At 64.9% G+C, this 22,796-nt stretch carries 24 protein-coding genes; 7 read left to right on the plus strand and 17 right to left on the minus strand.

Features of this window, described 5'->3' with window-relative positions; all coding sequences use genetic code 11:
- Positions 1–13: 13 nt before the first annotated feature.
- Positions 14–352, minus strand: coding sequence for a P-II family nitrogen regulator (locus LPA36_RS06860; RefSeq protein WP_006048089.1), 339 nt, complete (start codon positions 350–352; stop codon positions 14–16).
- 405 nt (positions 353–757) lie between these two features.
- Between LPA36_RS06860 and LPA36_RS06865 the strand changes: the two genes are divergently transcribed.
- Positions 758–1,012, plus strand: coding sequence for an accessory factor UbiK family protein (locus LPA36_RS06865; protein WP_064267170.1), 255 nt, complete (start codon positions 758–760; stop codon positions 1,010–1,012).
- Positions 1,013–1,138: 126 nt separating this feature from the next.
- Entirely contained in the window at positions 1,139–2,674 is a 1,536-nt protein-coding gene (locus LPA36_RS06870; RefSeq protein WP_228875379.1) for a YifB family Mg chelatase-like AAA ATPase, read from the plus strand.
- Between the two features lie 331 nt (positions 2,675–3,005).
- Here LPA36_RS06870 and LPA36_RS06875 read toward each other — a convergent pair whose 3' ends face one another.
- Positions 3,006–3,509 (minus strand): hypothetical protein, encoded by a 504-nt coding sequence (locus LPA36_RS06875; protein WP_228875380.1) that lies wholly within the window; start codon positions 3,507–3,509, stop codon positions 3,006–3,008.
- A 311-nt stretch (positions 3,510–3,820) separates the two neighbouring features.
- Here LPA36_RS06875 and LPA36_RS06880 point away from each other — a divergent pair, with 311 nt between their 5' ends.
- On the plus strand, positions 3,821–4,342 hold the full coding sequence (locus tag LPA36_RS06880; protein ID WP_228875381.1) for a TlpA disulfide reductase family protein: 522 nt from the start codon (positions 3,821–3,823) through the stop codon (positions 4,340–4,342).
- A gap of 169 nt (positions 4,343–4,511) precedes the next feature.
- Here LPA36_RS06880 and LPA36_RS06885 read toward each other — a convergent pair whose 3' ends face one another.
- From LPA36_RS06885 to LPA36_RS06910, 6 genes are all read right to left on the minus strand, one after another.
- The gene (locus LPA36_RS06885; RefSeq protein ID WP_228875382.1) at positions 4,512–5,861 is read right to left on the minus strand and encodes a sigma-54-dependent transcriptional regulator; all 1,350 of its coding nucleotides are present in this window, start codon (positions 5,859–5,861) and stop codon (positions 4,512–4,514) included.
- 17 nt (positions 5,862–5,878) lie between these two features.
- On the minus strand, positions 5,879–7,873 hold the full coding sequence (locus LPA36_RS06890; RefSeq protein ID WP_228875383.1) for a sensor histidine kinase: 1,995 nt from the start codon (positions 7,871–7,873) through the stop codon (positions 5,879–5,881).
- A 4-nt stretch (positions 7,874–7,877) separates the two neighbouring features.
- Positions 7,878–9,164: a dicarboxylate/amino acid:cation symporter gene (locus LPA36_RS06895; RefSeq protein ID WP_228875384.1), complete on the minus strand. Its 1,287-nt coding sequence runs from the start codon at positions 9,162–9,164 to the stop codon at positions 7,878–7,880.
- A 291-nt stretch (positions 9,165–9,455) separates the two neighbouring features.
- On the minus strand, positions 9,456–10,460 hold the full coding sequence (gene lipA / locus LPA36_RS06900) for a lipoyl synthase (RefSeq protein ID WP_228875385.1): 1,005 nt from the start codon (positions 10,458–10,460) through the stop codon (positions 9,456–9,458).
- A 13-nt stretch (positions 10,461–10,473) separates the two neighbouring features.
- Positions 10,474–11,259, minus strand: coding sequence for a lipoyl(octanoyl) transferase LipB (gene lipB / locus LPA36_RS06905; protein ID WP_228875386.1), 786 nt, complete (start codon positions 11,257–11,259; stop codon positions 10,474–10,476).
- A gap of 84 nt (positions 11,260–11,343) precedes the next feature.
- Positions 11,344–11,670, minus strand: a complete 327-nt coding sequence (locus tag LPA36_RS06910) for a DUF2917 domain-containing protein (RefSeq protein WP_228875387.1) — start codon at positions 11,668–11,670, stop codon at positions 11,344–11,346.
- Positions 11,671–11,768: 98 nt separating this feature from the next.
- Between LPA36_RS06910 and LPA36_RS06915 the strand changes: the two genes are divergently transcribed.
- Positions 11,769–12,731, plus strand: coding sequence for a transcriptional regulator GcvA (locus LPA36_RS06915; RefSeq protein WP_228875388.1), 963 nt, complete (start codon positions 11,769–11,771; stop codon positions 12,729–12,731).
- 35 nt (positions 12,732–12,766) lie between these two features.
- Here the strand turns inward: LPA36_RS06915 and LPA36_RS06920 are convergent, their stop codons facing one another.
- From LPA36_RS06920 to LPA36_RS06960, 9 genes are all read right to left on the minus strand, one after another.
- Entirely contained in the window at positions 12,767–13,036 is a 270-nt protein-coding gene (locus tag LPA36_RS06920; protein WP_228875389.1) for a DUF493 family protein, read from the minus strand.
- Positions 13,037–13,157: 121 nt separating this feature from the next.
- Positions 13,158–14,387, minus strand: a complete 1,230-nt coding sequence (locus tag LPA36_RS06925) for a D-alanyl-D-alanine carboxypeptidase family protein (protein ID WP_228875390.1) — start codon at positions 14,385–14,387, stop codon at positions 13,158–13,160.
- 358 nt (positions 14,388–14,745) lie between these two features.
- The gene (locus LPA36_RS06930; protein WP_228875391.1) at positions 14,746–15,390 is read right to left on the minus strand and encodes an alpha/beta hydrolase; all 645 of its coding nucleotides are present in this window, start codon (positions 15,388–15,390) and stop codon (positions 14,746–14,748) included.
- A 7-nt stretch (positions 15,391–15,397) separates the two neighbouring features.
- Positions 15,398–15,715: a (2Fe-2S) ferredoxin domain-containing protein gene (locus LPA36_RS06935; protein ID WP_228875392.1), complete on the minus strand. Its 318-nt coding sequence runs from the start codon at positions 15,713–15,715 to the stop codon at positions 15,398–15,400.
- Positions 15,716–15,819: 104 nt separating this feature from the next.
- The gene (locus tag LPA36_RS06940) at positions 15,820–16,977 is read right to left on the minus strand and encodes a VanZ family protein (protein ID WP_228875393.1); all 1,158 of its coding nucleotides are present in this window, start codon (positions 16,975–16,977) and stop codon (positions 15,820–15,822) included.
- A 31-nt stretch (positions 16,978–17,008) separates the two neighbouring features.
- Positions 17,009–17,650: an ABC-type transport auxiliary lipoprotein family protein gene (locus LPA36_RS06945; protein WP_228875394.1), complete on the minus strand. Its 642-nt coding sequence runs from the start codon at positions 17,648–17,650 to the stop codon at positions 17,009–17,011.
- Between the two features lie 18 nt (positions 17,651–17,668).
- Positions 17,669–18,631: an MlaD family protein gene (locus LPA36_RS06950; protein WP_228875395.1), complete on the minus strand. Its 963-nt coding sequence runs from the start codon at positions 18,629–18,631 to the stop codon at positions 17,669–17,671.
- Between the two features lie 16 nt (positions 18,632–18,647).
- Positions 18,648–19,526 (minus strand): ABC transporter ATP-binding protein, encoded by an 879-nt coding sequence (locus tag LPA36_RS06955; RefSeq protein WP_228875396.1) that lies wholly within the window; start codon positions 19,524–19,526, stop codon positions 18,648–18,650.
- Positions 19,523–20,656: an MlaE family ABC transporter permease gene (locus LPA36_RS06960; RefSeq protein WP_228875397.1), complete on the minus strand. Its 1,134-nt coding sequence runs from the start codon at positions 20,654–20,656 to the stop codon at positions 19,523–19,525. Before LPA36_RS06960 ends, LPA36_RS06955 begins: the two co-directional genes overlap by 4 nt.
- A gap of 138 nt (positions 20,657–20,794) precedes the next feature.
- Here LPA36_RS06960 and LPA36_RS06965 point away from each other — a divergent pair, with 138 nt between their 5' ends.
- The 3 genes from LPA36_RS06965 to LPA36_RS06975 are packed head-to-tail and all read left to right on the plus strand — an operon-like array spanning position 20,795 to position 22,794.
- Positions 20,795–21,700, plus strand: coding sequence for a biotin--[acetyl-CoA-carboxylase] ligase (locus LPA36_RS06965; RefSeq protein ID WP_228875398.1), 906 nt, complete (start codon positions 20,795–20,797; stop codon positions 21,698–21,700).
- Entirely contained in the window at positions 21,697–22,518 is an 822-nt protein-coding gene (locus LPA36_RS06970; RefSeq protein ID WP_228875399.1) for a type III pantothenate kinase, read from the plus strand. Before LPA36_RS06965 ends, LPA36_RS06970 begins: the two co-directional genes overlap by 4 nt.
- A 36-nt stretch (positions 22,519–22,554) precedes the next feature.
- The gene (locus LPA36_RS06975) at positions 22,555–22,794 is read left to right on the plus strand and encodes a hypothetical protein (protein WP_228875400.1); all 240 of its coding nucleotides are present in this window, start codon (positions 22,555–22,557) and stop codon (positions 22,792–22,794) included.
- Positions 22,795–22,796 lie beyond the last annotated feature (2 nt).

Genomic DNA, 22,796 nt, shown 5'->3' on the forward strand with positions numbered 1-22,796 from the left:
CGCTGTTTTCTTGTTACAGGGCGTCCGCGCCGGTCTCCCCGGTACGAATCCGGATCACTTGTTCGATCGGTGTGACAAAAATCTTGCCGTCGCCAATCTTGCCGGTGCGCGCGGCGCGTTCGAGAGCCTCGATCGCCTGATCGACGATGTCGTCCGAGACGGCTGCCTCGATCTTCACCTTCGGCAGAAAATCGACGACGTACTCAGCGCCGCGGTACAGCTCGGTGTGTCCTTTCTGACGCCCAAAGCCTTTCACTTCTGTCACCGTGATGCCTGAGACGCCGATGGCCGACAAGGCTTCGCGCGCCTCATCGAGCTTGAACGGCTTGATGATTGCGGTAATGAGTTTCATGAAATCCTCGCTGTGGTTGCTAAACCTTGTGTTCGTGTGCCTCTGCGTCGACTTGCGGGTACTCCCGAAACCGCGTCGATGCGCCACCGGCAAATCTCCCCGGCAGAGCGCGCGGGGCAGTAAGAGCAACTCGCATGCCATGTTGAGATGCGACGAAGTGCGGGGCAGCGCGCAGAACGTTTGCGCGCCGTTTTGCTGGCCGGACAGCTAACGTTCGGGGACCACGGTGGCGCGACGGTTAGATCGTTGCTAGAGTGTCCGCAGGCTCTACGGACGGGGTCGCACCAAAGGTGCACATCCGCTCAGGAGGCGAGGCTGTGCATGCACCACATTCGACCATCAGTCATCGCGGGGCACAGACGTAACGACTCATGCACATTTTTTGTGCAACCAAGGGGAACACCTATGAAACAACCGAACGACGTCTTCAACGATTTCCAGGCGCGAATGAGCGACCTGCTGAAGAACTCGCCGGCGAAGGACGTTGAAAGGAACGTGAAGGCAATGCTGTCGCAAGGCTTTTCGAAGCTCGATCTCGTCACGCGCGAAGAATTCGATACGCAGACCCAGGTGCTGGTGCGCACGCGCGCCCGTCTGGAAGAACTGGAGCGGCGCGTCGCCGAACTCGAACAGAAGCTGCCGGTTACCCAGACACCGTGAACATGAATTGAACTGAACTGGATTGAGCATCACCGGCAAGCGGGCCGCGTCGTCTCACCAGCATTAGCGTTTTAGCGTTTCAGAAGGCGGATGTGCGCAAGGCGCGCCGCCTGACGGGGAGAAAACATGTCGCTTGCCGTGGTGCGCAGTCGCGCGCCGGCCTCTGGCCGCGCGCCCGAAGTAACGGTTGAGGTCCACCTCGCCAACGGATTACCCTCTTTTTCGATCGTCGGCCTGCCGGACCTCGAAGTCCGCGAAAGCCGCGAACGCGTGCGCGCCGCACTGCAGAACTGCAACTTCGATTTTCCCGTCCGGCGCATCACAGTCAATCTGGCACCCGCCGATCTTCCCAAGGAGTCCGGCCGCTTTGATCTGCCGATTGCCTTGGGCATTCTGGCGGCAAGCGGACAGATTCCCGTCGACTCTCTAAACCAGCGTGAATTCGCGGGCGAGCTATCGCTGACCGGCGCATTACGGCCGATGCGCGGCGCGTTCGCCATGGCATGCGGCACAGCGCGCGCGGGCGCGCAGTCGGAGCGCACGCCCGAGCTGTATCTGCCGGCGGGCAGCGCGAGCGAGGCGGCGCTCGTGCCGGGCGTCGATGTCTATGGCGCGCACGACCTGCCGTCGCTCTGTGCGCATCTGGCCGGCGAGGCAGATCAACGGCTGGCGCCGGTGTCTGCGCCCGCAGTTCTACCCGGCGAGGTCCCCGGGTATCCGGACATGGCAGAAGTGATCGGCCAGCGCGGCGCCCGGCGCGCGCTCGAAGTCGCGGCGGCGGGCGGTCATCATGTGCTGATGGTGGGCCCGCCTGGCGCGGGCAAATCGATGCTGGCGGCGCGCATGCCGAGCCTGCTGCCGCCCATGACCGACGACGAGGCGCTCGCCTCCGCCGCGCTGCTTTCAGCAAGCGCCTCCGGATTTTCGCCGGCTCACTGGCGCAGGCGGCCGTTCCGCGCGCCACATCACTCGTCGAGCGCAGCAGCGCTCGTGGGCGGGCGCAATCCGCCACAACCGGGCGAGATCACGCTATCGCACCTCGGCGTGCTGTTCCTCGATGAAATCCCCGAATTCGATCGGCACGTGCTGGAGACACTGCGTGAGCCGCTCGAAGCCGGGCGCATCACGATTTCCCGCGCTGCGTTGCAGGCGGATTTCCCGGCAGCCTGTCAGCTGATTGCCGCGATGAATCCCTGCCCCTGCGGCTGGCGCGGCGATCCGAACGGCCGGTGCCGCTGCACGCCCGAAATCGCCGGGCGCTATTTGCGCAAGCTGTCGGGGCCACTGCTCGACCGGATCGACATCCAGATCGAAATACCGGCGCTGACGCCCGCCGAGTTGTCCGCGCGCGCCGCTGAACCCGGTGAAACGAGCGCAACGATCGCGCAGCGGGTGAGCGCGGCGCGCGACCGCCAGTTGCGCCGGCAGGGCAAGACCAACCGTGAACTGAGTGGGCGTGAAGCGGATCAGGTCTGCCGGCCGGGCGCGGCGGGGGAGGCGCTATTGCGTGAGGCTGGCGAACGTTTTGGCTGGTCGGCGCGCGCCTACTACCGCGTTCTGAAAGTGGCGCGCACAATCGCCGACCTCGCCGGCGCTGAAACGCCGGATGCGGGCCAGATCGCGGAAGCCATCCAGTACCGCCGCGCGTTTGCATCGGCATAAAGGAAAAAAACGGCTGTCAAGACTTGACTTATGCACACGCTCCCATCCCGGACATCTTTTGATACATCTGAAAGGTGTATCGAAGGGACAACGCGGAGTGCATTGATTCAATTACGTTTTTTCATTTGCCGAGATCGCGGGCAAACTAACAGCAAGCCCGCAGGACGGGCCTGTGCGCGACAACCAGCAGAGTTTTCAACAATGTTATCCACAGGTCCTGTGGGTAACAAAAAAAGCTCCATGAAATCCGGTGATTAGCGCCGTCTTTTACGAAGCAACTTTCACTGCATCCCGGCGCGCGTCTGAACCCGAAGAGGCAATTCCTTCCACTTCAATAAAGTTTGAAGGACTGAAAAAACTGGTCGAGCTGCTCCGCCGGCAACTCGCGATCGGCGATGACGGCCGCCTGGTACACATGCCGCCCATGCACGACGAGCCGTGCGTGCAGGGTTCGCATTTCCTGCTGCGGGCCGGCCTTGCCGCTGAACGCCATCTCGATGCCGGGCACCTGCCCGCCCGCCGCCAGCGGAATCTGCGTTGGGTGCGACTCAGGCGTCGCACCGAGGTTGCGCGCGAGACCGGTGCGCAGGAAGTCGAGCGCGGCGCGCTGCACCTGCGGGTCGTCGCCCGGCAGCATGACCGTGCCGACCGCGAACACGGCGTGGCCGGCCTCGGCGGTTTGCATGCTCATCTTCATCTGCGTGCCGGCGATGTCGATCGTGCGCTCGTCGGTGCCGGGTTTGGCCGGCAGATCGACGGTGTAACCCTTGTCGTTGTTCATGATCGTGCGCCAGTCGAAAGTCGGCGAGCACGCCATCAGGACCACACCGGCCATTGTCGCGCCTGCAGCGGCACGCAGCGCGCGCCGCACAACCGGCAATGCGCGCGGGGTGAAACGGGACGCGAAATGGAGAGCAGAACGGCGAAAATGCAGGGACAAACGGAAGGCTGATCGATGCATGTGACGGTTTATGAGTGCGGAAAGCGGGGCAAACGGCGGAAACAGGCTGTCATTATCCGCTGTCGGGCAGCGTCCTGCTGCCGCCCGGGTTTGACGCTACAATACCAGGATAAACACGCCGCCGATCGCATGCGGCTCGCGTCATTTCGCATTTCCGCGCGCCTGCGCGCCCCCGAGGTCCATTTATGAGCGCCACTCCAGATTCCCGCCGGGTCAGCCCGGTTCGCTATATTGCGATCGCGGTCGTCGCCGGCGCAATCGCGATCGCCGGTTACTTCGCATTCGGCAGCCAGCAACGTGTGCCGGATGCAACGTTCACACTGCTGTCTGGCCAGAAGGTGTCGACCGCCGATCTGAAAGGCAAGGTCTATCTGGTCAATTTCTGGGCGACGAGCTGCGACACCTGCATGAAAGAAATGCCGCAGATGATCAACACGTACAACCGCTACAAGGGCAAGGGCCTCGAATTCGTCGCGGTAGCGATGAACTACGATGCACCGATGTATGTGGCGAACTACTCGCAGACGCGTCAGCTGCCGTTCAAGGTCGCAATGGACGACGGCTCGGCCGCAAAGCAGTTCGGCAACGTTCAGCTGACCCCGACGACGTTCCTCATCGATCGCAATGGCAAGATCCTGAAGCGCTATGTCGGCGAGCCTGAGTTCGGCGAACTCGACCAGCTGCTCGACAAGGCGCTGGCAACCTGATCCGGCCACCGGATCCCGCACTCACCTGACCTCCCGGTACGTGCGACGACATCAAGACCTGCGCGTCGTCGCGCTGCAACTTCCTCCGCTTCCCCCCAAGCCCCACCGCGCTTTCCGCGCACGTACTTCGCCCGGCGCGAGGTCCATTCACGGCCCACCGCGTCAAGCCTCATCGCTCGGTTTCACCCCGCGCCGTCAGGCCGTATCGCTTGATCTTTTCGTAGAGCGTCGCCTTGCCGAGCTGAAGACGATCGGCCGTCACCGCGACCGCACCGCCCGTCTGCTCCAAAGCCTCCGCTATTACCGTCCGCTCGAACTGCTCGACGCGCTCCTTGAGCGATTGCGTCGCGGCATCATCGGCGGAAGACGCGACCGTCTCGTCAGCCACGCCGAGCACGAAGCGGTCCGCGGCATTGCGCAGCTCGCGCACGTTGCCTGGCCACTCGCGCTGCATGAGGCTCGTGCGCTGCCGGTCGGTGAGAATGGGCGCCGGCCGCTGATACCGCACGGCGGCGCCAAGCAGGAAATGTTCGAAGAGCGGCAGAATGTCTTCGCGACGCTCCGACAGCGGCGGCAGCGCAATCGTCACCACGTTCAACCGGTACAGCAGATCGCGCCGGAAGGTGCCCGCCGCGACATGGTCGGTCATGTCGCCCTTCGCCGCCGCGACGACGCGGCAGTTCACCCGCACAGGCTGGTTCGAGCCGAGCCGCTCGAGCACGCCGTCCTGCAGCACGCGCAGGAGCTTGACCTGCAGCGCAAGCGGCATGCTTTCCACCTCGTCGAGAAAGAGCGTGCCGCCTGACGCGTGTTCGAGCTTGCCGATCCGGCGCTTGGCCGCGCCGGTAAACGCGCCGGGCTCGTAGCCGAACATCTCCGACTCGAACATCGGCTCCGGCAACGCGCCGCAATTCACTGCGATAAACGGCTTGTCGCGCCTCGGCGACAGGTCGTGCAGGCTGCGCGCGATCAACTCCTTGCCGGCGCCAGTGTCGCCATTGATGAGCACCGAGGCGTCGGTCGGCGCGACGTTCGCAATCAGCTTTCTGACCTGCTCGATGGCGGGGCTGCGCCCGATGATGCCCGGCGCCAGCGTGTCCTGACCCGCGAGTTCGCGCCGCAACGCGAGGTTCTCCAGAACCAGCTTGCGCCGCTCGAGCGCGCGCCGCACGGTTTCGATCAGGCGTTCGGAAGCGAACGGCTTTTCGATGAAGTCGTACGCGCCATCGCGCATCGCCTGCACGGCCATCGAGATATCGCCGTGGCCGGTGACGAGGATGACGGGCACGTCGGGCGCGCGCTCCTGGCATTGCGCGAGCAGGTCGAGCCCGCTCGCGCCCGGCAGACGGATATCGCTCACGATCACGCCGGGAAAATCCGCGCGAATCGCCCGCGCAGCCGATTCGACCGACGCGTGTCCCGCGACGTCGAAGCCCGCCAGTTGCAGACTCTGCACGCTCGCGCGTCGCACGAGTTCGTCGTCTTCGATGTAGACCACCTGCAAACCACTGTTGCTCATAGCATTGCCACCTGAATTCATGAACCGGATGCCACGGCGGGCGCCGAATGCACCTGTGCGCGTCGCAGCGTCAGCACGAACATCGCGCCGCCATCCGGCGCGTTACGCGCGACGAGTGAGCCGCCGCAGTCGCGCGCAATCGAGGACGAAATCGCGAGGCCCAGCCCCAGACCCTGGCCCATTTCCTTCGTCGTGAAAAACGGCTCGAAGAGACGCGGCAGCACGTCGTCCGGAATACCGGGGCCGTTGTCGTGTACGACGATCAGCACCGCCGTCTCACTCACCTCGATGTCGATCTCGATGCGCGGAGACGGCAGGCCGGCGACCACATCGAGCGCATTCGCGAGCAGGTTGATCAGCACCTGCTCGAGCCTCAAATCCTCGCAGTTCGCAACCAGCGTCGGATGTTCGTCGGCAACGTCAAAGCGCACCGTGCGAGCCGTACCGGCGTCGGTGAGCGACACCGCCACCGTCACATCCTGCAGGCGCTTTTGTAGCAGCACCAGCACGTTGCGCAACGCGCGCGCGACCGGCGCACGCGCACTGCGCGGCCGCGCCCTGCCGACGAAGAGCTTCAGCTGGTTGGTGATCTTGCCCATGCGTTCGGTCAGCGAAGCGATCGCTTCGAGATTTTCGCGCGCGGATACCTGGTCGCCGCGTTCGAGCAGCACACGCGTGTTGTCCGAAAAGCTGCGCAGCGCGGCAAGCGGCTGGTTGAGTTCGTGCGTGATGCCGGCGGCCATCTGGCCCAGCGCGGCGAGCTTGCTCGTCTGGATCAGCTCTTCGTGCGCCGCGCGCAGTTCCTGCTCGGCGCGCGTGCGCTCGGCGACTTCCTTCTGAAGCTGCTCGTTGGCTTGCGAAAGATCCGCTGTGCGTTCCGCGACGCGCTGGTTCAGTTCCGCATACGCCTTTTGCAGCAGCGCGCGGCTGCGCATCACTTCGCGAACGCGGGCGCGGCGCATGCGCCAGTAAAACGCAAAAAGACACAGCGACACATAACAGAGACCCGTCACGATCGATGCGTTGCGCGCGTCGGCATTGACCGGATCGATGGGCGCCATCGTGATCAGATGCCAGTCCGGCTCGCCGATCCCGCGACGCGTCGCCAGAAAGCGTGGCGCACCGCGGCCGCCGCCGACGCGCACAATCTGCGCGCCGCCTTCCAGCGTGCGCTCGATCGTGACGGGCAGCGCCGCGATCGGCTGCTGCGCGTACTGGCGCGTCTGCCAGATCACGTCGGCAACCGCGCCCGACAACGGCCGCACCGTGTGGTATTTCCACGCCGGCACCGACGACAGAAAGATCACGCCGTGATCGTCGGTCACGACGAGCGGCTCGGAGGAGTCGGCGCCCTGCAGCCATTCGAGACTCAGCTTGACGACCGCGACGCCGACAATGCGTCCGCCGCGGAGCACCGGCTGCGAAATGTAGTACCCCGGATCATGCGAGGTCGTGCCGATGCCGAAAAAACGCCCGACGCCGCCCTTCATCGCATCGACGAAATACGGCCTGAACAGATATTCCGCGCCGACGAAACTGTCGGCGCCGCCGCGCCAGTTACTCGCCGCGACGCAGATGCCGTCCGCGCGGATGATGTACGTCGCAGTTGCCCGCGCGCGTTGATTGAGATCTTCGAGATAACGATTCGCGCGCTCGACCAGAACCGGGGTCGGCGCGTCGAGCACTTCCTGGACGAACGGATGGCCGGCCAGCAGATAAGGCAGCGACTCGTAACGATCGAGCGTGCTCTTCAACGTATTCGTCGTGCGATCGACACGCACTGCTGCGTTGCGCCGCAGCGTGTCGATGCCGTGTTGCCAGGTGATCGTCCACGTGAGACTGCACGTCGCGATGAGCCCGGCGGCGAGCGCAACGAGGATCAGCAGACGGCGCGTCACGGTAGCGATTTCCAGTCCGGCGTGCGGAGGATTGGGATCGGCTATTGTGGCATACCGTGACGCTTCGCCCGCCGGTTGGGCGGACGGCAGCGCAGAGCGCGCCGCCGTCTTCATGACATCAGGCTCCGGCCACTTCGCGATCGGTGACGGACGTCTCGCCGCGAATCACCGAATGCAGCTTCGCGCGGTCCAGTTCCTTTTCCCACGCGGCCACGACAACCGTTGCCACGCCGTTGCCCACGATGTTCGTCAGCGCACGGCATTCGCTCATGAAACGGTCGATGCCGAGAATCAGCACCATGCCCGACAACGGAATGGTCGGCACGACGGCGAGCGTGGCGGCCAGCGTGATGAAGCCCGCACCCGTCACACCGCTTGCACCCTTCGACGTGAGCATCGTGACGGCGAGCAGCGTGAGCTGCTGGCCCCACGTCAGGTCGGTGTTGGTCGCCTGCGCGATGAACAGCACGGCCATCGTCATGTAGATGTTGGTGCCGTCCAGGTTGAACGAGTAACCCGTCGGGACGACGAGACCCACCACCGAGCGCGAGCAGCCGAGCTTTTCGAGCTTCAGCATCAGTTGCGGCAGTGCCGCTTCCGACGAGCTCGTGCCGAGCACGATCAGCAGTTCTTCCTTGATGTAGGCGACGAAGCGGAAGATGTTGAAACCCACGAGACGCGCGATGGTGCCCAGCACCACGATCACGAAAACGATCGACGTCAGATAGAACGTGCCGATCAGCTTGAGCATCGGGATCAGCGAACCGATGCCGTACTTGCCGATGGTGAACGCCATTGCGCCGAACGCGCCGATCGGCGCCAGCTTCGTGATGATGCGCACCATGCCGAACAGCACGTGCGAAAAACCGTCGATCAGGCCCGTCACGACCTTGCCCTTCTCGCCGGCCGTGGCGAGCACCGCGCCGAACAGCAGCGCGACGAGCAGGATCTGCAGGATTTCACCTTGCGCGAATGCCGACGAGATCGTGTCCGGAATGATGTGCATCAGGAAGTCGACCGAGCTCTGGCCGTGCGCCTTCGCGGCGTACGACGCGACCGACGAGCCATCGAGCGTTTTCGGGTCGATGTTGAACCCGGCACCCGGCTTCAGCACGTGCGTGGCGATGAGACCGAGCACCAGCGCGAACGTCGAGACGATTTCGAAGTACAGGAGCGCCTTGCCGCCGACGCGACCGACCTTCTTCATGTCTTCCATGCCCGCGATGCCGGTCACGACCGTGCAGAAGATGATCGGGCCGATCACCATCTTGATGAGCTTGATGAAGGCGTCGCCGAGCGGTTTCATGTCGACCGCGAGCGTGGGCCAGTAGTGGCCGAGCACGATCCCGATCAGGATCGCCACGATCACCTGGACGTACAGGACTTTATGGATGGGTTTTTTCACGACGGTGTCTCCTCGCTCTAGTTTGTCGGGCCGCTGTGGCCACAGCTTCTATTTCGCAAGGTCAGTGCCAGCCCGAAACCGCATACTCGCCATTGATTTATATACGCTTTTTGAGGAAGCGCGATACCGGGCGTCCGGGATTCCGGAAATCCGGAATCCGTTCGTCGGAGAATCCGGACGGACAACCGCCCGGATTGAGACGAAGTCCGGGTTGCTGCACTGCCACGGACGAGCGACGTAAAAAAAGCCCGCAGTGCGGGCTTTCCTGTCAGCAGAAACGAACGTCCGAACTCAAACCACGCCAGCCCCATGCGCCTGCAGGTCCGCGTGATAGCTGGAGCGCACCATCGCCCCCACTGCAGCGTGCGTGAAGCCCATCTTGCAGGCTTCTTCCTCGTACATCTTGAACGTGTCGGGATGCACGTACGAGCGCACCGGCAGGTGGTGCTCCGACGGTTGCAGATACTGGCCGATCGTCAGCATGTCGACGTCGTGAGCACGCAGATCGCGCATCACCTGAAGAATTTCCTCTTCGGTTTCGCCAAGACCCACCATCAGGCCAGATTTCGTCGCAACGTTCGGATGCAGCGCCTTGAAGTCCTTCAGCAGCTTCAGCGAGTGCGCGTAGTCCGAACCCGGACGCGCTTCCTTGTACAGGCGCGGCACCGTTTCGAGGTTGTGGTTCATCACGTCGGGCGGCGCGGCGTTCAGGATGCCGATCGCGCGATCCAGACGGCCGCGGAAGTCAGGTGTCAGGATTTCAATGCGTGTTTCCGGCGAAAGCTCACGCGTCTGACGAATACATTCGACGAAGTGCGCGGCACCCCCGTCGCGCAGATCGTCGCGATCAACACTCGTAATCACCACGTATTTCAGCTTCAGCGCGGCGATCGTGCGAGCCAGATTGCCCGGTTCCTCGGTGTCGAGCGGATCGGGACGGCCGTGGCCCACGTCGCAGAACGGGCAGCGGCGCGTGCACTTGTCGCCCATGATCATGAACGTCGCCGTGCCCTTGCCGAAGCATTCGCCGATGTTCGGGCAGCTCGCTTCTTCGCAGACCGTGTGCAGGTTGTGCTCGCGCAGGATCTGCTTGATCTCGTAGAAGCGCGAATTGCCGGTGGCGGCCTTCACGCGGATCCAGTCCGGCTTTTTCAGCTTTTCGATCGGAATGATCTTGATCGGAATGCGCGCGGTCTTGGCCTGCGCTTTCTGCTTCGCGGTGGCGTCGTAGGCCGCGGGGGCGGCTACGGTGTCGGTGGCGGGAGTGCCGGCGAGGTTCGCGGTAACGTCAGTCATTCGTTCGATCCAGTCAGGCGGCGACGGCGCCGGCCTGCGGTTGGGCGACGGCCGCGGGTGTGCCGTCGATGTTTGCGGTGAGGCGTGCTGCGAAGGTCCGGGCCACGTCGTCCCAGCCGGCGACGACGCCGAGCGTCGCCATATCGACCGTTTCGAGTCCTGCGTAGCCGCACGGATTGATTGCCAGAAACGGCTGCAGGTCCATTTTCACGTTCAGACTGACGCCGTGATAGCTGCATCCGTTGCGGATTTTCAGGCCGAGCGCGGCGATCTTGGCACCGGCATGCAGACCGGCATCCGGACCGGGCGCCACGTAGATACCCGGCGCGCCCGCCTTGCGTTCTCCGGCGAGATTATACGCCGCGAGCGTTTCGATCACGGCCTGCTCGATCCGCGTAACCAGCTCACGCACCATCAGCTTGCGTCGACGCAAGTCGAACAGCAGGTACGCGACGACCTGTCCGGGACCGTGATATGTGATCTGGCCGCCGCGATCGACCTTGACGAGCGGAATGCCACTGTCGGCGGCCAGCAGATGCGCCGGATCGCCGGCCTGGCCGAGCGTGAAGACGGGAGGATGTTCGACGAGCCAGATTTCGTCGACGGTGTCGGCAGACCGGGCGTCGGTGAACGCGCGCATGGCGTCGAAGCTGGATTCGTAGGCCTCGACGCCGCGCCAGCGCACTGTCACCGGCCGCGCGGGAGCCGCGGGAGAATCGCTACCGGCGGCGGGAGCAGTCAGACTGGACGGGGTTGAACCGGGGGACAACGTAGACGGGGAAACCGGCGTGGCGCACATAATTTCGCCAGTTTACCGAAATATGGCGCGCCCCGCCGGCGAGCGTCCGGTTCCCCGGACGCCCAGCCGCGCGGCAACGCCCGCTCAAACCGTCCGCCAGCCTTGGCGCAGCCAGCATCCGAGCCGGTCAGCCATCCGCGCGAACCAGTTCATCGCGCGTTCGTTGGGGCGGGTCGGCACCACGAACGCGAGCCGCGCGGTCGGGCCACCCTCGACGCTCAGCCACAGCCGCTCGCCACGCCGCAGTCGCAGTGTGTGGCCCGCCTCCAGCCAGTAATCCTCGATATCGTCGCTGCGCGTGACCCACACGGCGGCGCCGCTCACCTTCAGACGCGTGCTGCGCATCACCATCAGCGGCACCGTTTCACCTGCCTGGATTTCAAAGGTTATGCTAGAGGAAATTTCTCGCATGATTCGCTCCAAAAAGTCTTTCCCGTGACTACAATCCTAGACGTATCAAGGGCTTGAGCAAAACGACCAATTTTCACGGATATGTGAGAAAAATTGCGATGGATCTCCGACACCTCCCAGCCCTGAACGCCGTCAAGGCGTTCGAAGCCGCCGCCCGGCACGAGAGCTTTTCGCGCGCCGCCGACGAACTCTTCGTCACCCATGGCGCCGTGAGCCATCAGATCCGCGCGCTCGAAGCCGAACTCGGCGTGGCGCTGTTCGCCCGCGAGGGCAAGCGCGTGCGGCTCACCGAAGTGGGCGGCCGCTATGCAACGCAGGTTCGGGCCGCGCTCACGGCGCTCGCCGATGCGACGCGCCAGATCCGCGCCGGCGACCGCGAGCGGCGGCTGGTCGTGACGATGCTGTCGTCGTTCGCGGCGCGCTGGGTGACGCCGCGCATTGGCAGCTTCATCGAGGCGAATCCGCAGTGGGACCTCGAACTGCTGTCCACGAATGCGCTCGCCGATTTTGCCCGCGACGACGTCGATGCGGCGATCCGGTTCGGCTTTGGCAAATATCCGGGCCTGCATGCGGAACTGCTGCTCGAGGAGATTTTCTTCCCGGCCTGCTCACCGGACTTCAACGGCGGCAATCTGCCGAAAACACCCGCCGAACTGGCGAACGCGCCGCTGCTGCGCTCCGACGACGAGCTCTGGCGCCCGTGGTTCGACGCCGCCGGTCTCACCAGTCTGCCGGAGCCAAAGCGTGGCGTGCTCTATCAGGATTCGTCGAACCTGCTGCAAGCGGCCATCGACCGTCAGGGTATTGCGCTTGTGCGGCGTTCGCTGGCGATGCACGAGATCGCCAGCGGTCGGCTTGTGCGCCTCTTCGATGTCGACGGCCCGAGTCCGTGGCAGTACTACTTCATCTGCCCGCCGCACATGCTTCACGTGCCGCGGGTCGCGGCGTTCAGGGAGTGGGTGTTCGCAGAGGTGGCGCGCTTCAAACAACTTTTCGATCGCGCGTGCGCCGGCAGATCGGGCGCGGGGAAGACTCCGGACGCGTTGCACGTCGAGTCATAGGGGTCGCCGCCTCAGGCCGGCGCGGCGACAGCGCATCAAAGCACCACTTTCACCATCGGATGACCGGTGAGCGCGCGATAAATATCGTCGAGATGCGCGCGACTCTGCGCGCGGACGGTGACCGTCAGGCCAGTGTAGTTGCCGCTGCTCGACGGGCGTGTTTCGACGCGCGTCGCGTCGAATTCGCCGTCGAACTGGCGGATCACGGTCACGATCGTCGCGTGGAAATCCGGATGCGACTTGCCCATCACCTTGATCGGGAAATCACAGGGAAACTCGAACAGCGAGTCGTTTGCTGAATCCATCACTTACTCCTTCCAGCGCCGCATGCTTTAAATCAACGATACGGCGCCTGCATCTGCCTTGGATGCGGCGCGTGCGCCGCGGCAACCACCGCCGGCACGCGCCGCATCGACCTTCTCAAGCTTACTTCTTCTTGTTGAACATCAGCATCATCGAATCCCACAGGCGTCCGACGATGCCTGCCTGCGGCACCGTCTGCAGCGCGACAACCGGGAATTCCGCGAGCGTCTTGCCGTCCGCGACGATCTTCGCGGTGCCCACCTGCTGGCCGTCGGTGATCGGGGCGATCAGGGGATCCGTGCGCTCGACGAGCGGCTTCGCCTTGTCGCCCACGCCCTTCGGCACGGTGATGTACTGGTCGGTCTTCACACCAATCTTGATGGTGTCAGCCGCGCCCTTGTAGATGTGCGGCGTTTCGATCACCTGACCGGCCTTGTACAGGCGCACCGTGTCATACGCGGTGTAGCCGTAGCTCAGCATCTTCAGGCTGTCCTGCACGCGATCGTGTTCCTTCGGCTCGCCCATCATCACCGTGACGAGGCGGCGCGTCGCGTCGGGCGAACCCGGCAGCGGGCGCTTTGCCGTGGCGATCAGGCAATAGCCGGCGGCCTGCGTGTGACCGGTCTTCAGACCGTCGACGGTCGGATCGAGCCACAGCAGACGGTTGCGGTTCGGCTGCTTGATCTTGTTGTACGTGAATTCGCGGACCGAGAAGATGTTGTAGTAGTCCGGGAAATCGCGGATCAGGCGCGTCGAGAGAATCGCGAGGTCGCCGGCCGTCGTGTAGTGCTGCGGATCGGGCATGCCGTTCACGTCAGCGTAGTGCGTGTTCTTCATGCCGAGGCGCTGCGCTTCGGCGTTCATCAGCGGCACGAACTGCGCTTCGCTGCCACCGACCAGTTCGGCCAGCGCGATCGCCGCATCGTTACCCGACTGCACGATCATGCCGTACACGAGATCGTGCACCGTAACCGGTTTGTTCGCTTCGATGAACATGCGCGACTCGTCCGTACGCACGCGGCGCACGGCTTCGCTCGGCATGATCGTCTGGTCCATCGTGATCTTCTTCTTTTGCAGCGCGTCGAACACCAGATACGCGGTCATCAGCTTCGTGAGCGAAGCCGGTTCGACACGCTCGTCAGGATTGCCCGAGGCAAGCACCTGATTGCTGGTGGCATCGACGAGCACCCACGAGCGCGCGTTCACGCCCGGAGGCGCCACCTGCGCGAACGCCGTGCTCGCCACCAGCGTTGCGGGCAACAGGACGCCGAGCGCAACCGCGCGGCGGACCGAAGAAGATGCGAAAGACGTCAGTGACATCGGGGACGAAGTGCCGGAGGAGGAAAAACGCATAGGATCGATTCGGGCAGAAATGTGCTTTGCGCGCGGGGGCACGCAGATGGGAAGAGCCGGTCGGCGGGCGCTCGCCGCCTGCTTCTGCAGTTCGGCGGTAGGGCGCCCGCTGGACTTCCGGCCACGCGATCGGTTCGCGCAGCGTTATCGGCCATCCGGCGATGCGAGCGGGCATCCAGCCGGACAGAGAGACGACGCTGCGCCCAAAAAAGAGCGCTCATTATACGCGTCGCAATCCGACAATCCGCCGACGGTACGGCCGATAAATTCACATTCTGTGCATACCTGTACCCCGGAATCGCGCGCGCGACGGTTACTGCGGCGTCTCAGATACGCGCCGGCTTCAACCGGCACCGCTTTACCGCCAGGCGTCGACGATGATCCGTTTCAGGATGTGCAACTTGCGATGCAGGAAATGCTCGGCGCCGGGAATCACGACGACCGGCAGTTCCTGCGGCGCGGCCCAGTCATAAACTGACTGGATCGGCACCGTTTCATCGGTTTCGCCGTGAATCAGGAGCGTGTTTTCTGGCACCGGCGCAACTTCCCAGTTGCTTGCCGCCGTGCCGACGAACACGATGCGCTCGATCGCGTGACCTTCTTCCTTCAGCCGCGCGGCCACGTGCGAGAGCACGAAGGTGCCGAACGAAAAGCCCGCGAGCACGAGCGGCAGATCCGCCTGCCCTTCCTGCGCGCGCATGAAATCGAGCACGGCGCGCAGATCGTCGCGTTCGCCGACGCCCTTGTCGTGCTCTCCTTCGGTCTGCCCGACGCCGCGAAAATTCGAGCGATACGTCACGTAGTTCAGCTGCACGAGCGTGCGTGCGAGCGTCTGCGCGACCTTGTTGTCCATCGTGCCGCCGAAGAGCGGATGCGGATGCGCGACGAGCGCGATGCCGCGCGGTACCGCGCCTTTGTCGCGTGCTTCATCAGGTGTGTCGACGGCCACTTCGATCTTGCCGACCGGGCCGTCGATCAGGAATTTTTTCGTGTGAACGTTCATGGGCGGATCAGATTTTCAGGCGTTCGACGACCTTGCCGTTCGCCAGATGCGAATCGACGATTTCATCGATATCGGCTTCGTCGACGTATGTGTACCAGGTGCCTTCGGGATAGACGACGATTGTCGGGCCTTCTTCGCAGCGTTCAAGGCAACCTGCCTTGTTGATACGCACCTGGCCGGGGCCCGCGAGACCGAGCTGCTTCACGCGTTTCTTCGCGTATTCCTGCATCGCCTGTGCGTTGCAGTTCGCGCAGCTGGGCCGCGTCGCGCCGGGCTCACGCTGGTTGAGGCAGAAAAACACGTGGTACTTGTAGAAAGAGTCCATGGTGGCCGGGGAGTGGGCAGAAAGTGTCTGGATACGTGACGCGGACGTGTATGCGGGTCCGCCATAGGGGCGCTGGGTCCGGACGATTATAACGAGCGCGTCCGTCAGCCGCTGGCGCGGCCCCGCGAGAACCACGCGCGCTCGGCCGAAAACGCGAGCCACACGAGCGCCGCGTACGGCCACATCCACGCGAGCCAGCGTGCAAGGCCGTTGAAATGCAGATAGCGGCCCTGACGCCAGTCGGCGAGCACGATATCGAAGTACGGATTCACCGGCAGCAGGTTGCCAAACACCAGCATCAGCACGAGCGCGACCGCGGCGAGCGTCGCGCGCCCCGCCGGCGGCAGGCTGAGCGCAAGCAGGCCGGCGAGCACGCCGCACAGCAGGCCGGTCAGCGCGCCGGGCGTCGCCCAGTCGAACGCGAGGCCTGTCTGCGACTGCAGGAACGTGGCGCCGACTTTCACGAAGAGCGTCACGGCGACAAACGTCAGCAGCAGCCGCACGCGTGGCGCGCGATCGCGCACCGGCAGCGACGCCAGCGCACACGCGGCGAACAGGCTGAGCGCGGTGATCAGGGCTTCCCAGGCGTCGTCCGGCAGCCAGGCGGCAACGCGTTCGGGCCACGCGGACACCTGCCAGCGCTCGGGCGTCCACGCGAGAAGCGCGTCCTGCATCGTCGAATCGAAGCGCAACCATAGTTCACGCGGCCAGTCGCCGACGCCGAAGAGGCGCGGCGCCGGATACATCGTCGCGAACGGCCATAGCAGCGCGAGTCCGAGCAGCGCGGCCGCATCGCGATGGAACCACAGGAAACGCATGCGCCGCAGGACGCCGCGATCGAGGAGCGGGCCCGTCGCCGGCGCCATCAGCGCCGCGCCGAGCAGCGCGCCGAGCGCGTTCGCGGCCAGATCGAGATTCGATGCGACGCGCGTCGGCAGATACGTCTGAATGGCTTCCATCGTGCCGGAGAGCAACGCGCCCAGCACGAATGCGACGCCGACGGCGAGCGATCCGCGACAGCGCGGATACACCGCGAGCACGACGAGCGCGCCGAACGGCATATAGCCGAGCACATTCGTGACGACATCGAAGGCCGTGAGGTATTGCGGAAGCGGATCGAACAGGAAATCAAGCGGCCCGAGCCCCAGCGAGCGCCAGCCGGTGAACGGATACAGCGAGCCGTACACGATCAGGGCCCCATACAGCGCGAGCGCCTGTCTTGCGAACGCCGACGGGCGGCGCTGCCAGGACTTCACCGACATCCAGCGCTCCGGAACGTGCGCCGCGCCATGGTCATTGCGCGGCGACGAGCGGCTGTGCGCCGAGCCACGCGCTGATCTGCGAGACGATTTCGTCGCTGGCGGCGGCAAGCGCGCGCGCGCCGCCCGCCGCATCCGGCGAACTCGCCGGCACGCGCGAAAAAAACGTGCGCTGGCCGATGACCTTGCCGTTCTGGAACAGCGTGGCGCGGGCCGTCACGGCGCCGTGGCTTTCCGACTGGCCGTCGAACACCTGCTCGAACTCCTGCAACTCCACTTTCAGCACCGGCGCGCGCACGCTGTCGGCGCCCGTCAGCACGGCGCCGCGCGAAGTGAGCGCCGAGCGCAGACGCTGCGTCAGCAGTTGCGCGGGTGGCATCGTCCAGTGGCTGTTTGCGTACGCGGAGAGCTGCTGCGCGTCGCTGTAGCTCAACCGGTAATTGAGTTTGACGGAGCCGAGGGTTTCGGGCGCTTCGACGTCGAGCACCTTGATGGCGGGCATGGTGCCCACCGAGCCGTCCGTCGAAGGCGGCCCGAGGTCGTAGCGGATATCGGAGAGCGCCGCCGGATTGCCGGCGCATCCCGACAGCACGGCGAGCGCGAGAACGAGCGCAATCGCGGCGCCGGACGGTAAAGAGCGGTGTGTGTGCTTAAAGGGCCTGAGCGAGCGTGGCATCGCAATGTTCCTTGTCAGTCATTTCGTGGCGTGGGCCACGGGCCAGGCAAAGCCTGGCTCGCCGGGGCCCGGCGCGGCCGGCGCAGCGCCAAACAGGACGCTGCGCGGGTTGTTGCTGAACGTATCGGCGGCACGGTCGACCGAGCGCGCTGCGCTGCGCACGTCGTCGGCCAGTGTGCTTACGTGCGGCAGCGTGTCGTAACCGACGCGCGCCGACAGCTCCTGTACGGTCTCGTTGATCGACGTCAGCGCGATGCCGGCCTGCTGCGCCGCGGTGCCGACCTTGTTCAGATTGCTTTCGAGCGGGCCATCGGGCCGGTTCAGGCCGGTGACCAGCTGGTTCGTCGATGCCAGCGTGCGATCCAGCTGGTTTAACGTCGACGGCAGTTTAGCGGCTGCGGGCGCCATCTGCTGGCTTAAGGTCGCGACGCCATCCGCGGCGTGCTGCAGGCTTGCGGCGGTCGCCGTCAGCTGCGCGCGCATTTCGGGCGACAGCAGTTCATCAACGTCGTTCGCGACCCGTTCAAGCTTGCGCAGCAGGATATCGCCGCGCTGCTGCAACTGGTCGAGCAGGCCGGGGCGCATCGGAATCTGCGCGATCTGTTTCGGCGTCGACGGGAGCGGCGACGGATCCTTGCCGGTGTCGTCGAGCTGGATGAACGCGATGCCGGTCACACCCTGGAAGCCGAGGCTGCCGTACGTGGAATGCGTGATCGGCGCGTTCCTGTCGACCATGATGCGGATCAGGATCTGCCCCGGATGGGTGCGGTCGAACTTGATCGACTGCACCTTGCCGACGTCGAGTCCTCGATATCGCACGGCGGCATCGGTAAAAAGGCCCGTCACGTTCGTGCGCGCAATCAGGTCGTACGGTTCGCGCACGGAGCGGTCGACGTTAAAAAGGAACGCCGCGATCCCGATCGCGACCACCAGCACGACGGTGAAGAGCCCGGCCCAGAAGGCGTGCGATTTGTTTTCCATGGTCAGGTTCCCGGGTTCACAACTGGACTTCGGCCGATGCCGGTTCGAGCGCTGCCGCCGGCAGCTTCGCGCGCCGCTCCGGCGGCAGCGCCTGCAACGCGCGCCGGCCGCGCAGTCCAAGGAAATACTCGCGGATAAATGGATGATCGACGCCCGCGGCCTCTTCGACAGGCGCGGCGACCAGCACCTTGCGGTCCGCCAGCACGGCGACGCGCGTCGACAGCGCGACCATCGTGTCGAGATCGTGCGTGACCATCACGACGGTGAGCCCGAGCGCGCGATGCAGCGTACTGATCAGCTCGACGAACTCTTCCGACGCCTGCGGATCAAGGCCGGCCGTCGGTTCGTCGAGAAAAAGCAGTTCCGGTTCGAGCGCGATCGCCCGCGCGATGCCGACCCGCTTGATCATGCCACCCGAGAGCGCCGCCGGCATTTTCGACGCGTTCTTGCAGGGCAGACCGACCATCTCGAGCTTCAGCATCACGATGTCGCGCAGCAGATCTTCGGGAATCTTGCCCAGCTCACGCAGCGGCTGCGCGATGTTGTCGAACACCGACAGCGACGAGAACAGCGCGCCCTGCTGGAACAGCATGCCGTAGCGGCTGCGCATGAGACGCACCTCTTCCGGCTCGATCTTCGAGGTGTCTTCGCCGAATACCTTGATCGTTCCCGACGACGGCCGTTCGAGGCCGAGAATCTGCCGCACGAGCGTCGTCTTGCCCGATCCCGAACCGCCGACAATCGACACGATCTCGCCGCGCCGCACCTCGAAGTCGAGATGCTGGTGGACGATGTTGCGCCCGTAGCGCTTGCTGAGATTGCGGACCTCGATGACCGGTTCGGCGATCTCCGGCATCGGCTGGTCACGGACAGCGGTCGCGAGTGGTGCGGTCATCCAAGCCCCACGTTCTGAAAGAGGATCGCGAACACAGCGTCCGCGAGAATCACGACCGTGATCGACGTCACCACCGACGTGGTCGTGCCTTCGCCCAGACTCTGCGAATTCGCCTTGACGCGAAACCCGAAATGACAGCCGACGATCGCGATCAGCATGCCGAACGCCACGCCCTTGCCAAGACCTATCCACAGGTTCGCGACCGGCACGACGCCCGGCAGCGCCCGCGCGAAGTAGCTCATATCAATACCGAGCACGATCTTCGCGGCGAGCGCGCCGCCCGTCAGCGCGACGATGTTCGTCCACATCACGAGGAGCGGCATGGCGATGGCAAGCGCGAGCACGCGCGGCAGGATCAGCCGCAACCCATGCGGAATACCCATCACGCGCATCGCGTCGAGTTCTTCGGTGACGCGCATCACGCCGATCTGCGCGGTGATGGCCGAACCCGAGCGACCCGCCACCAGAATTGCCGAGAGCACTGGCCCGAGTTCGCGGATCACCCCGAGCCCGAGAATATTGACGATGAACTGATTGGCGCCGAAAAGTCGCAATTGCTGCGCCGATAGATAACTCAGCACGATCCCGATCAGGAACGCGACGAGCGCGGTAATCGCCAGCGCTCTCGTGCCGGCGTTATAGACGTTCGCTGAAATCTCGGTCCACGGAATCAGCTTCGGATTGCGCACGATGGAGAGCAGGTCGAGCACGACGCGTCCAAACATCGCGATACCGCCGTACAGGTGCTCGAAGAACGAAAAGATCGCCAGGCCCAGCCGCGTGAACGGATCGAAGCGCGGAACCGCGTCGGGGTTCTCGCGCGCCGAGTCGAGCAGTGCGATACGGTGGAAGATCTCGCGCTGCGTGTCATTCAGCTCGACGAGATCAGTGGGCATCCGGTGGCCCCACACGCGCCAGAGCGCCTGGCCGCCGACGTGATCCATGCGATCGACCCGCGACAGGTCCCATTGGCCGATCTTCTCGGTCGCGAGCGCGCGCAGCCTCAACACCGCCCCGCTGCGATTGCGGTCGCGGGCGAGCGCAAGCGCCGTCCACTGGCCGGATAGCCGGACGATCTTTCCCTGGCTGCCAGCCGCGACTTCGAGGCCGGGCGGAGTGTCGTAGTTCAAGGATCGCTGGTTCGCTTGATGGAGTCAGCGGCCATTGTAACGAACGTGCTGCATTTGAGCGGTCTGGGAGCGCTCACTTGCGCCCTGGTTACGTTCGCTCGCGCCCACTTGCGACAATGGGCAACTACAATACGGCTCATGAATCCCCGCACACCTTCCTCCGACGCCACGCCAGCCGGCGACTGGCGCATCGACCGCGCGCGCGCCGTCACGCTGTTTGGACCGGCCGCGCACGACTGGCCTATCGACATCGTCGAAGAAACCGGCTCGACCAACGCCGACCTGATGGCCCATCTGAAGTCGCTGCCACGCGAACGGGATGCGCTGCCGCGTCCGATGGTCCGCGTCGCCTATCTGCAGACTGCCGGGCGAGGCCGCCGTGGCCGTCCCTGGTACGCCGAGCCCGGCAACGCGCTCCTGTTCTCCGTAGCGTGCGTGCTGCCGCGTCCGCTCGAAGGGCTGGCGGGATTGAGTCTGGCGGTCGGCGTCGCGCTCGTCGACGGCCTGCGCTCGCTGCCGCTCGCGGCGCCGGGCCAGATCTCGCTGAAATGGCCGAACGACGTGCTCTTCGAAGGCGACAAGCTCGCCGGCATCCTGATCGAGACGGCGTGGAGCACTGCCGATGCAAGCGCGGTCGTCATCGGCATCGGCACGAACGTGAAAGGCGCGGAAGAACTGGCGGCAAAAGTGGGCGCGCTCAACGCCGGCGCACCGGCGCAAACGCGCGGTGCGACCCCGACCGCCCTCTCCCGCGCGCTGCCGAACGCGAATCTCACCGATACGCTCGCTGCCGAGCTGAACGCGCTCGAACCGGCGCTGCAGCGCTTCGCGGCGGAAGGCTTTGCGCCGTTCCGCGCGCGCTGGAACGCCTGCCACGGGTACGCGGGGCGCGAAGTCGTGCTGATCGAGCAGGGCGTGGAAGTGATGCGCGGCGTGGCCGCGGGCGTCGACGACAACGGGCTACTGCTGCTCGACACCGCGACGGGCCGCGAGGCTATCTCGACGGGCGACGTGTCGCTGCGCCTTGCAGACGGCGTCGCATGAGCGGCAAGCCTTTTTTGCTGGTCGACGCCGGAAACAGCCGGATCAAGTGGGCGCTGGTACACCGCGACGGCACGGCGCTGAAGAGCGGCGCCTTTGCACACGGCGCGGCACACACGGGTACGGCTGCGGATGATCCGGACTGGTCCGCGTTGCCTGTGCCGGGAAGCGCCTGGATTTCGAACGTCGCAGGTGAAGTTGTCGCGCAGCGGATTGACCGGCTGATTGAAGCGCACTGGCCGGCGCTCCCGCGCACGACGATTCGCGCCGTCGCGCGGCAGTGCGGCGTGACCAATGGCTATACGACGCCGTCGTCGCTTGGCAGCGACCGGTGGGCCGGCCTGATCGGGGCACACGCCGCGTTTCCCGGCGAGCCGCTTCTCATCGCGACGTTCGGCACCGCGACGACGCTCGAAGCACTGAGCGCCGATGGCACGTTTGTCGGCGGGGTGATCGCGCCTGGCTGGTCGTTGATGATGCGCTCGCTTGGCGAACATACGGCGCAGCTGCCAACGCTCGATGCGCTCGCCGCCCGTGACTTGCTGGACCAGGGCGAAGGCACGCGTCGCGGGCCGTCGTTTGCAACCGATACGCCGCGTTCGCTGTCGGCCGGTTGCGCGCTCGCGCAGGCGGGTCTGATCGAGCGCATGTGGAACGACCTGAGCGATGCCTGGAAGGTGCCGGTGCGGCTCGTGACCGGCGGCGGCGCCGCAGACGAGGTGACAGCGGCGCTCAAGGTGCCGCATACTCGCCACGATTCGCTTGTACTGGCCGGCCTCGCGCTGATTGCTGCCGAAGGCAGCGGCGCCGGCCAAAGCTGATCTGACCCAAACTACTTGCCGACGGAGAACCCGACGATGCTGCGCTGGCTGATCGCCATCCTGTTTCTTGCCAACATGCTGGCGTTTGTCGCCCTGCGCGGCGTGTTCGGACCGCTGCCGTCCGCCGGGCTGCGCGAGCCGAATCACGTGAGCCGCCAGATTCACGCGGAATCGTTACAGGTTCGACCGATGACAGCCGCCGACGCGGCCGATCAGGCGGTAGTCGGCGAACCGGCGCCCGCTGCGCCGATCGCGGCGTCGGCCTTGACGCAGTAAGC

This window comes from Paraburkholderia saeva, assembly GCF_907164555.1.
GTDB classification, from domain to species: Bacteria; Pseudomonadota; Gammaproteobacteria; order Burkholderiales; family Burkholderiaceae; genus Paraburkholderia; species Paraburkholderia saeva.